This is a genomic window from Streptomyces asoensis (genome assembly GCF_013085465.1).
In the GTDB taxonomy this organism is placed as follows: Bacteria; Actinomycetota; Actinomycetes; order Streptomycetales; family Streptomycetaceae; genus Streptomyces; species Streptomyces cacaoi_A.
In genome coordinates this window covers 8,876,510-8,888,397 of the sequence record NZ_CP049838.1, presented here as the reverse complement: position 1 = coordinate 8,888,397, position 11,888 = coordinate 8,876,510, and the positions used below count along the sequence as shown (strand labels likewise).

General features: G+C 70.1%; 9 protein-coding genes. 7 read left to right on the top strand and 2 right to left on the bottom strand.

Annotation, left to right across the window (positions count from 1 at the left end):
- The first annotated feature begins 1 nt into the window (after position 1).
- The 3 genes from G9272_RS39530 (at position 2) to G9272_RS39520 (ending at position 3,801) form a co-directional block, all read left to right on the top strand.
- Entirely contained in the window at positions 2–1,282 is a 1,281-nt protein-coding gene (locus G9272_RS39530; protein WP_171401021.1) for a TRAP transporter large permease subunit, read from the top strand.
- Positions 1,283–1,338: 56 nt separating this feature from the next.
- Complete coding sequence (locus G9272_RS39525) at positions 1,339–2,340, top strand: hypothetical protein (protein ID WP_171401020.1); 1,002 nt, start codon at positions 1,339–1,341, stop codon at positions 2,338–2,340.
- Between the two features lie 219 nt (positions 2,341–2,559).
- Entirely contained in the window at positions 2,560–3,801 is a 1,242-nt protein-coding gene (locus G9272_RS39520) for a PP2C family protein-serine/threonine phosphatase (protein ID WP_253268077.1), read from the top strand.
- A 78-nt stretch (positions 3,802–3,879) separates the two neighbouring features.
- Here the strand turns inward: G9272_RS39520 and G9272_RS39515 are convergent, their stop codons facing one another.
- Positions 3,880–4,311, bottom strand: a complete 432-nt coding sequence (locus G9272_RS39515; RefSeq protein ID WP_171401018.1) for an SRPBCC family protein — start codon at positions 4,309–4,311, stop codon at positions 3,880–3,882.
- A 33-nt stretch (positions 4,312–4,344) separates the two neighbouring features.
- Positions 4,345–5,355 carry an aldo/keto reductase gene (locus G9272_RS39510; protein WP_171401017.1) on the bottom strand — a complete coding sequence of 337 codons (1,011 nt, stop codon included), beginning with the start codon at positions 5,353–5,355 and terminating at the stop codon, positions 4,345–4,347.
- A gap of 140 nt (positions 5,356–5,495) precedes the next feature.
- Between G9272_RS39510 and G9272_RS39505 the strand changes: the two genes are divergently transcribed.
- The 4 genes from G9272_RS39505 (at position 5,496) to G9272_RS39485 (ending at position 11,857) form a co-directional block, all read left to right on the top strand.
- The gene (locus G9272_RS39505) at positions 5,496–6,395 is read left to right on the top strand and encodes a LysR substrate-binding domain-containing protein (RefSeq protein ID WP_171402365.1); all 900 of its coding nucleotides are present in this window, start codon (positions 5,496–5,498) and stop codon (positions 6,393–6,395) included.
- Positions 6,396–6,813: 418 nt separating this feature from the next.
- Positions 6,814–9,282, top strand: a complete 2,469-nt coding sequence (locus G9272_RS39500) for a SpoIIE family protein phosphatase (protein WP_171401016.1) — start codon at positions 6,814–6,816, stop codon at positions 9,280–9,282.
- Between the two features lie 261 nt (positions 9,283–9,543).
- On the top strand, positions 9,544–10,563 hold the full coding sequence (locus G9272_RS39495; protein WP_171401015.1) for a DNA-directed RNA polymerase subunit alpha: 1,020 nt from the start codon (positions 9,544–9,546) through the stop codon (positions 10,561–10,563).
- Positions 10,564–11,212: 649 nt separating this feature from the next.
- A complete protein-coding gene (locus G9272_RS39485; RefSeq protein ID WP_171401014.1) occupies positions 11,213–11,857 on the top strand; it encodes a dihydrofolate reductase family protein in 645 nt (214 codons plus the stop codon).
- Positions 11,858–11,888: the final 31 nt, after the last annotated feature.

Below are 11,888 nucleotides of genomic sequence, written 5' to 3'. Positions count from 1 at the left end.
CATGGGTGTCGTCATCCTCCTCGTCATGGCCGCCGGCGTCGGCCTGATGCTCACCCGCAGACTGCCCACCGCCTTCGCGCTGGTGCTGCTCGCCGTCGTCATCGCCTTCCTCGCCGGGGCACCGCTGACCGGCAAGAACAGCGTGCTGGACACCGTTCTCCAGGAAGGCGCGCCGACCCTGGCCGCCACCATGATCGCGATCATTCTGGGCTCCTGGCTGGGCAAGCTCCTCGACGAGACCGGTATCGCGGGCACGCTCGTCCGCAAAATCGTCGAGTTCGGCGGTGACCGCCCGACCGTGGTGGCCCTCGGTGTCCTCGCCGTGTCCGCACTCGTCGGAACGGTGACCGGCTCGGCCCCCGCCGCCATGCTCGCCGGCATCATCGGCATACCCGCCATGATCGCCGTCGGCGTGCCCAAGGTGACCGCCGCGGGCACAGTGCTGATGGGCATCGCCGTGGGCATCCCCTTCGAGCTGCCGGTGTGGCAGTTCTTCTCCACCGCGCTGGAACTGCCGATCCCGACCGTGCGCGGCTTCATGGTGAAGCTCTTCCCGTTCGCCCTGGTCGCCGCCCTCGCGTTCGTCCTCGTCGAGACACGTCGGCGTGGCACCGAGCACGCCTGGTCGCTCAAGTCCGTGGACGCGAAGCCCCGTTCACGGCGCAAGGACCTCGGCGACGCGCCCTGGTACGCGCTGCTCGCCCCCGCCGTCCCGCTCGTCCTCGCGCTGGGCTTCGAACTCGCCATCATCCCCTCGCTGTTGGCGGGGGTCCTGTACGCGCTGGTCACCACCACCCGGCCCGGCGAGATGAACAAGCGGCTGCTGCGCACCCTGTACGGCGGCTTCGAGGTGGCCGCTCCGCCGATCGTCCTCTTCATCGCCATCGGCATCCTGCTCGCGGCCGTCAAGCTGCCCGGCGCCGTGGACGCGCTCGAACCGCTCGTCAAGGCCGTCAGTCCGCGGAACCCCGTGCTGTTCGTCCTCGTCTTCACGCTCCTCGTCCCCCTGTGCCTCTACCGCGGCCCCCTCAACGTGTTCGGGCTCGGCGCGGGCATCGCCGGCGTCCTCATCGCCACCGGCATCTACCCCGCGGCCGCCGTCCTCGGCATGGCCACCTCGTACAACCAGGTCTTCGGTGTCGCCGACCCGACCAGCACACAGACCGTGTGGAGCGCCCAGTACGCAGGCGTCACTCCCCAACAGGTCATGGTGCGCAGCCTGCCGTACGTCTGGGCGGTCGCCCTCGGCGGCCTGTGCGTCACCGCCGCCACCCGCCTCTGAGCCCGCGGCCCCGTCCGGGCCCGCCGAGCCAGACACCTTCTGCCATCGGAGCCACCATGCAGGAGCAACATCTCGACCGACGTCTCTTCCTGCGCGCCACCGCCGCCACCGGAGCCGCCCTCACCGTCGGGTCAGCCCTGGGAGCCCAGCCCGCGGCCGCAGCACCCGGCGGATTCCCGAACTACACCTATGTCCGAACCCTTCTGACGCCATCTCGGCTGAAGTACAACCCCACCGGCGAGATCATCTTTCCTTGCATCAGGGGCGTCTACGACAAGCTGAGCTCCCCGCTCGGCCGCTACTACCTGTACTACGCGCCGCACGACCCGCCCGGTGGGGTCTGCCTGGCCTACGGCGACTCACTGGAAGGGCCGTTCACGGAGTACCCGTCGAATCCGATCGTCTCCAACAACTGGTCCCCGCACTACTCCGTCAGCCATGTCTCGTCCCCCCACGTGCTGTGGAACGCGGACGTCAAGGAGTTCTGGCTGTATTTCCACGGCGAGAACACCACGACCCGCCTCGCCCGCTCGACCGACGGGATCCACTTCGCGTACGACAAGGTCGTACTGTCGGCATCCATGCTCCCGGCAGGCACCACGGAGACGTCGTACGCCCGGGTATTCCGCCACGACCTGCCCTCGCGCGGCGCCCGCCACGTGATGGTCTTCATGCTCAACAACACCACCAACCACCGTGACATCCACTGGGGTTGGTCCGCCGACGGCCGCACCTGGACCTACGACCAGCAGCCGCTGATCCGGCACGGCGACGTCGGCGCCGTCAACGTCGGCGGCCCGCACCTTCTCTACCGCAACAACAGCACCTACGTCGTCTACAACAAGGACAAGGAGAGCGGCGGCGACATCATGATCACCGAGGTCGGCGACGACTTCAGCAAGCGCACCCACCTCGGCGTCTTCTACAACTCGCGCGGCACCGCCCCGGAGAACGGTCGCGCCGCGGCACCTTCGTTCGGTACCGACGGCGGCGTCCCGTACATGATCTACGAGGCGGGAGAGAGGCTCGCGGGGGCCATCGCGGTCGCCCGAGGCTGAACCCGCAGGTCGCCCTGCCAACGCCCCTGCGGCTGGACCGCCGAACCCGACAGGCTCGGACGGAGGGCCGAGTCGTCCCGGCGGTCGGTCGCTGGATCACCCTGTTCACGGCCCGTGCTCGGCGGGCACCCTACCGGTGAGCCAATTCGGATGCATGTTCGAGATGAGGAAACATGTGCGTTACCTGCGCCGGTTCGTGGTGCTCTTAGGGTGGTGGGTGTGGCGCGATGGTTCGAGTCGTTTCGAAGTCCGGCGACGGTGGAGCCGACGGGATCCGGCGGCGCACCCGCATGGGGCGTCGACGTGCCGTCCCCGCTGGGCGTGCTGCGCTCGGCGGCGGCCCGGATCGGCACCACGCTGGACGAGGACACGACGTGCGCGGAGCTGACTCGGGAGGTCACCGGACAGGTGGGAGCCGCGGCGGCGGTCCTGCACGGTAGGGGCGAGGCCGGCTCGACGTACGACGCCGTCAGCGGGAACCCGGAGGTGCTTCCCGACGCCCGGTGGGCAGCGACAGCGGCGAGGGAGCGGGCCGGCCCGGGAGAGAGCGGGGTCGTGCACCTGGCTTCCGGCGGTGCCCGGCCCGCACTCCGCGTGCCGCTTGCCATCGATGAGCACCGTTACGGCGTGCTGGTGTGCGCCCGGGAGGGGGCGCCCTTCACCCGCGAGGAGGTGGAGCTCGTCACGTTCCTCGCCGAGCGGGCCGCCTCGAACATCCGGCACGCCCGGGAGCACGACGCGGTGAGCGGCATTGTCGGCAAGCTACAGCGGGCCCTGCTCGCCGAACCCGGCCGACCGCACCCGAACCTGGATGTCGCCATCCGCTACCTGCCCGTGGGGCAGCGCGCCCTGGTCGGCGGTGACTGGTGTGAGACCGTCCGGCTGCACTTCGGCCGTACGTTGCTCGTCGTCGGCGACGTCATGGGGCACGGCCTGGAGGCCGCCGTCGACATGGCGGCCCACCGCTCGTCCCTGCGGTACATAGCCTCCGCCGACCTGCCGCCGCACCGCGTGCTGCGCCAGCTCGACGACATCGCCTCCAGAGAGCCGGACCGCCGCCCGGCCACCTGCCTCATCGCGCGCGTGGACCCTGTCCGCGGGCTGGTGACCCTGGCCAGTGCCGGCCACCTGCCGCCGGCCGTGATCGATGGGCAGGGCCGGGCCTCACTGCTGCCCGTGCAGGTCGGCCCGCCCCTGGGCACGGGCCTCGGCGGCTACGAACCGGCGACCTACCGCTTGGACCCCTCCCAGGCACTGATGCTGTTCACCGACGGGCTCGTCGAGCGCCGTGGTGAGGACATCGACGAGTCCCTGCACCGACTGGCCGGTCTCAGCTTCTCGGCCACCACAGGTGTCGAGGACATCCTCGACACGGTCCTCGCCCGCCTCGACGCCCGGCACGCCGAGGACGATGTCGCGGTCATGGCCGCCCAACTGCGGCACCGCCCCGCACCCGCATAGGGCAATCCCCGAACGCCGGCACGGGACCAGATGCCGGAACCGGCGACGCACTGTCGACCTTGCCGCTCCGAAAGACGCTTATACACGCTGGTCAGGAACGGTGAGCGTGTGGTTCAGCGCCGCGAGGCCGTCCGCATAGATACCGTGGAACAGGGCGATGGCCTCGTCGTCGCTGATGCCGTCCGGTGTGAAGGTGCCGGACCACTCCACGCGGGCCGTGTCCTGCCCGGGCGTCTCGTGCACCGTGAGGGTGGAGAGGTAGCCGGTGACGGGGAAGGGAGCCTGGAGGATGGAGTAGCTGTAGGTGCGGGCCTTGTCGTCGAAGGCTTCGAGGCGTTCGACGATCACGCCGCCGTCCTCGTTCCTGAGACTGCGGACGCGTCCGCCGTCACTGAGCTCGCTGGTGGGGATGTAGGGCAGCCAGTCAGGCAGTGAGTCGAAGCCGCCGATGAGCTGCCAGACGCGTTCGGGCGAGGCGGGGATGTCGAGGGATGCGGTGGTCGTGGCCACGGGATTCTCCTGGGGACGTGCGGGGTGACGGGGTCAGGCGGCGGGTACGGGAGCGTCTTGCGCTATCAGCCGCCCCTCGCGCAGATCCGTCCAGAACGCGGCCGGGATCGTCTCGCCGAGAGCGGCGATGTCCTCGGAGATGCGACCGGGCTTGGTGGCGCCGGGGATCACAGCCGCCGTCGCCGGATGGGCGAGGGAGAACTGGAGCGCGGCGGACTTGATACCGACCCCGTGCCGATCGGCAAGCGCCTTGATCCGCTGCACCTTGTCGATGATGTGCGCGGGTGCCTTCTGGTACTCGAAGTGCGTTCCTCCGGCGAGGATGCCCGAGCTGTAGGGGCCGCCGACCACGACGTCGACGTCCTGGTCGGCAGCGGCCGGCAGCAGGCGCTGGAGGGCCCGGTCATGGTCGAGGAGGGTGTAGCGACCGGCGAGCAGGAAGGCGTCGGGCTTCGGCTCGTCCAGGTCGAGGGTGAGCTCCAGGGGTTCCACGCGGTTGACGCCCAGGCCCCAGGCCTTGATGACGCCCTCCTCGCGCAGCGTCTCCAGGACGCGGAACGCGCCGGTGCGCGCGGTCTCATAGACGGCCAGCCACTCGTCTCCGTAGAAGTCCTGGGCGACGTCATGCACCCACACGATGTCGAGGCGGTCTGTCCGGAGGCGCTTGAGGCTGTCCTCGATGGAGCGGAGGGTGGCGTCGGCGGTGTAGTCGTTGACCATCTTGTTCGGGCGACCGTGTTCGAAGAGGCCGCCCTTCTCGCCGAGGTCGCGTACGGCCGGGTCCTCGATCTCGTCGAAGATGACGCGGCCGACCTTCGTGCTGAGGACGAACTCGTCCCGGGGGTGCTGCGCCAGTACGTCGCCGAGCCGGATCTCGGAAAGGCCGGCGCCGTAGAAGGGGGCGGTGTCGAAGTAGCGAATGCCCTGGTCCCAGGCGGCTTCGACGGTGGCTGCCGCCTCCTCGTCGGGGATGGCGCGGAACATGTTGCCGAGCGGTGCGGTGCCGAAGCCGAGGGCGCCGGGCAGGTGGGGCTTGATGCTCATGGGGGGATCCTTGCGATGGTGATTGCGGCGGATTCGTCAGTGAATGCGCGATCCGTCGGCCTTGCGTGTTCGAGGCTAGGATCCATAGATGAGACTGTCCAAGACTTGCTTGGACATACTTGAGTCCTTCGAGGTCCTACATGCTCGACCTGCGCCAACTCCGCTACTTCGTCGCCGTCGCCGAGGCCGAACACGTCGGCCGTGCCGCTGAGCGGCTGCACATCTCCCAGTCGCCTCTCAGCCGGCAGATCGCCCAGCTCGAGAAGAACCTGGGCCTTACCCTTTTCGAACGCAGCCAGCAGCGCATCCGGCTGACCTCCGACGGCCGTGTCTTCCTGACCGAGGCACATGCCCTGCTGCGCCACGCGGACCGGCTGGAGAACCTCGGCCGGCGGCTCGGCCGTGGCGAGGAGGGCGGCCTGTGCATCGGCTACGTGACCGACGCCATGCACACGGGTACCCTGCCCACCGCCCTGCGCACACTGCGCGATCAACACCCGGGCATTCACGTTGCGCTGTACGACCAGGAATCGGCCGAGCAGTTCGAGGGACTGCGCCAGCGCAGCCTGGACATCGCGCTGGTGCGCACGCCGCCGCCCGAGGACGACCCGGACCTGAACGCGGCCCCATTGCTGAAGGATCCCTTGCTGCTCGCGCTGCCCGCGGACCATTCCCTCGCGGGGCAGGAGGAGTTGCCCCCCAACGCCCTTGACGGGCAGCCGTGGATCGCGGTGGGCGACTCCCAGGACCCGGCCTGGCGCGACACGTTCGTCGCGTCGTGCGTAGCCTCCGGCTTCACTCCGGACATCCGTCTCGACGCAGCCGATCCACTCACCGCACTGGGCCTGGTCGCCTCCGGTCTCGGCCTCGCGCTCATCCAGAAGAGCATGATGCGCGGCACGACCGACGGCGTCGCGGTACGCGAACTGCCCTGGCACGGAGGGTCTGTTCAGCTGTGGGCGGCCTGGCACCGGGTCGATCTCCGGCCCGTGGTGGCCGCATTCCGCGAAACGGTCCTCGCGGGCCGGGGTGCCGTCTGAGCGAGGGCACACAAGCGGGCCACCGGTTTCTCCGGCACCGGACCGGTAGTCCACTCCGACGCGGTCGGGCCCCGGCACCGCAGGATCCCACGGCATGCCGACGGCTCCATCGCCCTACCCCTCCCCGCACGACTCCGGCCGGCGGCGGCCTGTGCCGGCCTGGCTGGGTGCGGCCGCGATCTCGTAGCCGCCCTTCGCCGGGACCGCCGCCAGGTGTCGCTGTAGATCTTCCCGGTCCAGTCGGTCGCGTCCGGCCACGTCGCCCCGCCGACGGCAGCCATGGCACGCCCTCCCTCATCCACGCGCCGAGGTTTTTCCACATCTACATCACGATTGGTCCCATATATCCATCCACTCTGCCCATCGGTTGCTCCCGGCCGAACTCGGGCGCACGGTGGATAGACCGAGGCGAGGGCGGATGAGCGCGATGACGGGTTCTGATCCCGCCGACGACGACCGGGTGGCGCGGCGGTCGAACGACCCCGTCGACGAAGCGGGCAGTGCCCGTGCCACGGTGGATCCGCACGGCATCGTGACCGGGTGGAGCAAGGGAGCACGGCGGCTGCTCGGATACCGGTCCGCGGAGATCATCGGTCGGCCTGCGGCGCTGCTGCTCGCCGGGGAGCCGCCCACGCAGACACTGCGATCCCTGCGGACCCTGCCGAGGTGGAACGGCGCGGTAAGGCTTCTGCACCGGGACGGCCACCGCCTCACGGTGGACCTGCTGGCACACCGCCGGGAGCCGGAGCAGGAGCAGGTGCCGGACAGCGGCGAGGACGTGGGGGTCGGCGAGTGGTTCCTGGTCTCCTCCCTGGCCCGCCCGGTGTCGCCGACCCAGGACGACGCGCTGGTGATGTGGGCCTTCGCCCGGTCCCCGTCCGCGACGGCGCTGTACGACACCGGCCTGCGCCTGCGGCGGGCGAACGCGGACATGGAGCGGGTGATCGGCCTGCCCGAAGCGGCGATGCAGGGGTTGCGCGTGTCGGAGATCGTGGTGGACCCGGAGGGCGACCGGACGGAAGAGTGCATGCGCCGGGCGCTGGAGACCGGCGAGCAGCAGCATCTGCGGCAGGCCCTGCACCTGGTCGGCCACGACCGCGAGAGCATCTGGACCACGTCGTTCACCCCCGTGCGGGACACCGAGGGAACGGTACGGGGCGTGCTCCTTTCCGCCCACGACATGACCGAGGAGCACCTGGCCCGGGAGCGTCTGGCCCTGCTCAACGACGCGAGCGTCCGTATCGGCAGCACCCTGGACCTCGCCCGTACCGCGCAGGAACTCGCCGACGTGGCCGTCCCCCGCCTCGCGGACTTCGTCACCGTCGACCTCCTCCCCGCCATCGAAGGCGGTGACGATCCGCCCACCGGGCCGCCGACCAGCCCTGTCATGCTGCGCCGAGTCGCCAACCAGTCCGTCCTCGAGGGCTGCCCCGAGGCCGTGGTCGAGTACGGAGCACTGGCCGCCTACCCGGACGAGTCGCCTGCGGCCGAGTGCCTGGCCGCCGACCGCCCGCTGATCCGCAAGGTGACCGAACCCGCTATCGGCAGATGGGCGAGCCAGGTCCCGGACCGGGCCGACAGGGTGCGGCGGTACGGCTTCCACTCGGTGCTCGCCGTACCGATGCGCGCCCGCGGCATCACCCTCGGCGTGGCCACCTTCTCCCGCCACCGACGCCCGGAACCCTTCGAGCAGGACGACCTGCTCCTGGGCGAGGAGATCACCGCGAGGGCCGCCGTCTGCATCGACAACGCCCGCCGCTACACCCGCGAGCGCCGCACCTCCCTCACCCTTCAGAGCAGTCTCCTGCCGCAACGGCTGCCGCCGCAGGCCGCCGTCGACGTCGCCTCCCGCTACCTGCCCGCCAGCACGCAGGCCGGCGTCGGCGGTGACTGGTTCGACGTGATCCCGCTGTCCGGCGCCCGGGTCGCGCTCGTCGTCGGCGACGTCGTCGGCCACGGCATCCAGGCCTCGGCCACCATGGGACGGCTGCGCACCGCCGTACGCACTCTGGCCGATGTCGATCTCCCGCCCGACGAACTCCTGACCCACCTGGACGACCTCGTCATCCACCTGTCCGCCGAGGCCGAACGCGCAGCCGACACCGACGGTGGCATCGGCGCCACCTGTCTGTACGCGGTCTACGACCCGGTCTCCCGGCGATGCACACTGGCCCGGGCCGGCCACCCCGTACCCGCGCTGACGACCCCGGACGGGACCGTGGAGTTCCTCGACGTCCCCGCAGGCCCGCCGCTGGGGCTGGGGGGCCTGCCTTTCGAAGCCACCGAGATCGAGTTGCCCGAGGGAAGTGTCCTCGCGCTGTACACGGACGGTCTCGTCGAAGCCCGTGGCCGCGACATCGACGAGGGCCTCAATGTCCTGCGTGCGACCCTGGCCCGGCAGAACCCGTCATTGGAAGACACCTGCGACACCGTGCTTCGGACGCTTCTCCCGGAACGCCCCACCGACGATGTGGCGCTGCTCATGGCCCGGACCCGAGCCCTGGACGCCGCCCATGTCGCCACCTGGGACGTGCCGTCCCACCCTGCCTCGGTCGCCGAAACCCGCAAGAACGCCTGCCGTCAGCTGGACCTCTGGGGCATGGACGAGGCCGCCTTCGTCACCGAACTGATCGTCAGCGAACTGGTCACCAACGCCATCCGCTACGGGGGAGCCCCCATCCAGCTCCGGTTGATCCGCGACCGCAACCTGATCTGTGAGGTCTCCGACGCCAGCAGCACCGCCCCCCACCTGCGCCGGGCACGCACTTTCGACGAAGGCGGCCGCGGACTCCTCCTGGTCGCCCAGCTCACGCAGAGCTGGGGTACCCGCCACACCTACAGCGGCAAGACGATCTGGGCCGAGCAGGAAATCCCCGCCTCCCCATGACGGTGCCGACCGCGTGCGAACCCTTGTGGCGCGCCGGACACGTGGGGCGGTTCAGCGACCACCGCCACGGACATCCCCAAGGCCGGCAGGGCCACACCTGTGTGGCAGCGGCAGGCGGAAGGGAGGCCCGAAGTCTCCTCGCCGGGTAAGGGAGACGGGCGGTTCGGCGTCTGCGGAGACCGTATCGCCCGTATCGCAAGTACCCTTCGTGGTGTCTACGGCGTCACATAGCGGGCGCCAAATCTCTGGAGGCAACACCACGTGCTGATCGCTCAGCGTCCGTCCCTCACCGAAGAGGTCGTCGACGAGTTCCGCTCCCGGTTCGTGATCGAGCCGCTGGAGCCGGGCTTCGGCTACACCCTCGGTAACTCCCTTCGCCGGACGCTCCTGTCCTCGATCCCGGGTGCGGCGGTCACGTCCATCCGTATCGACGGCGTGCTGCACGAGTTCACCACCGTGCCGGGCGTCAAGGAGGACGTCACCGACCTGATCCTCAACATCAAGCAGCTGGTCGTGAGCAGCGAGCACGACGAGCCGGTCGTGATGTACCTGCGCAAGCAGGGGCCGGGTCTGGTCACCGCCGCCGACATCGCGCCCCCGGCCGGTGTCGAGGTGCACAACCCCGACCTCGTCCTCGCCACGCTCAACGGCAAGGGCAAGCTGGAGATGGAGCTGACCGTCGAGCGCGGTCGCGGTTACGTCTCCGCCGTGCAGAACAAGCTGGTCGGTCAGGAGATCGGGCGCGTCCCGATCGACTCGATCTACTCGCCGGTTCTCAAGGTCACGTACAAGGTCGAGGCGACCCGCGTCGAGCAGCGCACCGACTTCGACAAGCTGATCGTCGACGTCGAGACCAAGCAGGCGATGCGTCCTCGTGACGCCATGGCCTCCGCCGGTAAGACCCTGGTCGAGCTGTTCGGTCTCGCCCGCGAGCTGAACATCGACGCCGAGGGCATCGACATGGGCCCGTCCCCGGTGGATGCCGCCCTCACCGCCGACCTGGTACTGCCCATCGAGGACCTCGACCTCACGGTCCGGTCGTACAACTGCCTCAAGCGCGAGGGCGTCCACTCCGTGGGCGAGCTCGTCGCCCGCTCCGAGGCCGACCTGCTGGACATCCGCAACTTCGGTGCGAAGTCCATCGACGAGGTCAAGGCGAAGCTCGCCGGCATGGGACTGGGCCTCAAGGACAGCCCGCCCGGATTCGACCCGACCGCCGCCGACGCCCTCGGTGCGGACGATGACCCGGACGCGGGTTTCATGGAGACCGAGCGATACTGAACGCTGCGCCGCGCCGGTCACCTCTGGTCGATCCGCAGCGGGCGCCCGAGGGCGTTGCCTGAGCTGGAGGCAGTCGGGGCGTTCGCAGGCGCGGCAGCCAGCCGATGGTCGCGACGGCGGCGGTGTGCACGGCGGTGACCGGTTCGGCGTCCATGAGCGCGAGCGGGCCGCCGCCGTGTTCGTCGAACAGGGCCACGACACCTCGGGCGCGCTGCCGCCTGTCCGGCCAGGCCCGGCGAAGACCGCCACCGGCTTGGCGGCCGGACCGAGGCCTGGAACGTGGCCGCCCGGCGCTCCCGCAGGGAGAGGTGGCCATACTCCCCGGAGCCACCCACCACTCCCTGCCCCTCACCGCCCCGAAGCACCTGAACGACCGGCTGACGGACTTCCTGGGCTGACAGTGCCAACCCTTACGGCCGCACGGCCGCACCTCTGCCCGCGGCTCTCGGTCGTCCGGATGGCCCGGCCCGGCAGAAACCCCGATCCTGGAAGAGCCTGGAAGAGGGGCGGACGCCCGCCCGGGGTGGTCACCGGTGCACCGGGCAAGGCGGTCGACGGGTACGAAACCGGGTGCCGTCGCAGCGATGAGTCTGCCGGCGCCCACAGGTCTACCTGCCGAACGAGACAACCGACTCATCGGGAGCACAGCATGGGCCTCATCCACATCGAGCTGTTCGCGACCCTCGACCTCGTCGGGCAGTCGCCCGGCGGCCCCGACGAGGACCCCGCGGGGTTCCCGTTCGGCGGCTGGCAGGCGCCCCTGCTGGACGAGACTGCCGGGGCGCAGGTCGGTGCCGCGTACGAGGGCACGGACGCCCTCCTGCTCGGCCGCCGGACGTATGACATCTTCGCCGCCTACTGGCCGCACCAGGAGGGCGGCGAGGACAACGAGATCGCCACGCTCTTCAACAGCGTCCCGAAGTACGTGGCCTCCCGTGGCAGGCCCGACCTCTCGTGGGCCGGGTCGACGCAGCTCGGCCCGGATCTGGCCGGCGCGGTGCGCGAGATCCGCGACCGGCACGAGCACGTGAAGGTCGTCGGGAGCCTGAACCTGGTGCAGACCCTCCTGCGCGAGAAGCTCTTCGACCGTCTCGACCTCTGGGTGCACCCGATCGTGCTGGGCGTCGGAAAGAAGGTGTTCGACGGTGGGGCGGTGCCCACGAACGTCACACTTCTCGAACCGCCGGCAGCCGGTCCGAAGGGCACGGTGTACCTGCGCTACGGGCTCGCCGAGGGCACGCCCGGGACGGGGGACATGAGCGCACCCGATCGCGGTGTCGGGCGCGACGACTGAAGCCGCCCCTATGGCGGAGTCCGTCACGGGG

What these genes read in the sequence shown, in the direction of transcription:
- G9272_RS39530 (WP_171401021.1), top strand. Translation starts at nt 2, where the DNA reads ATGGGTGTCGTCATCCTCCTCGTCATGGCCGCCGGCGTCGGCCTGATG.
- G9272_RS39525 (WP_171401020.1), top strand. Translation starts at nt 1,339, where the DNA reads ATGCAGGAGCAACATCTCGACCGACGTCTCTTCCTGCGCGCCACCGCC.
- G9272_RS39510 (WP_171401017.1), bottom strand. Translation starts at nt 5,355, where the DNA reads ATGAGCATCAAGCCCCACCTGCCCGGCGCCCTCGGCTTCGGCACCGCA.
- G9272_RS39505 (WP_171402365.1), top strand. Translation starts at nt 5,496, where the DNA reads ATGCTCGACCTGCGCCAACTCCGCTACTTCGTCGCCGTCGCCGAGGCC.
- G9272_RS39500 (WP_171401016.1), top strand. Translation starts at nt 6,814, where the DNA reads ATGAGCGCGATGACGGGTTCTGATCCCGCCGACGACGACCGGGTGGCG.
- G9272_RS39485 (WP_171401014.1), top strand. Translation starts at nt 11,213, where the DNA reads ATGGGCCTCATCCACATCGAGCTGTTCGCGACCCTCGACCTCGTCGGG.